We start from the raw sequence: 414 nt of genomic DNA on the forward strand, positions 1-414 counted from the left end.
TCTGGAAGGCTTAATGGGTGAAGGCGGTATTACCGATTGCGGTAACTCGCAAAACTGCGTGCAGTCCTGCCCGAAAGGCATTCCGCTTACAACGTCCATTGCGGCGATGAACCGCGCGACGACAGTATACGCTATCAAGAATTTCTTCCGCAGCTAATTGCGGATACACGGCGGCACCCTGCAGATTCGGCAGGGTGCTGTTTTTCTATGCACTTCTTTAAGGATAGGAAACATAGCAAGTTAAATGAATTTCTTTTTCTGAAGTTCTTTTTCCGGCAACTTAGCGGCAGTATGAATTTCAGGAGAAGCAGCCAACTGTCTCCTTCTTCGCGCTACCCGGATGTTTTGGGTGCGCTGAAATTCACACTGCCGCGGACAGTGTTGCATCTTGGCAACGGAAAACCAAACGAAGAA

The 414-nt window shown here is 49.0% G+C and carries 1 pseudogene; it reads left to right on the forward strand.

The window, feature by feature from the left end:
- Positions 1-157, forward strand: a pseudogene (gene sdhB / locus B2899_RS16355) (succinate dehydrogenase iron-sulfur subunit); the annotation flags it as partial.
- Between the last annotated feature and the right edge of the window lie 257 nt (positions 158-414).

Source organism: Aneurinibacillus sp. UBA3580 (assembly GCF_002375825.1).
In the GTDB taxonomy this organism is placed as follows: domain Bacteria; phylum Bacillota; class Bacilli; order Aneurinibacillales; family Aneurinibacillaceae; genus Aneurinibacillus; species Aneurinibacillus danicus.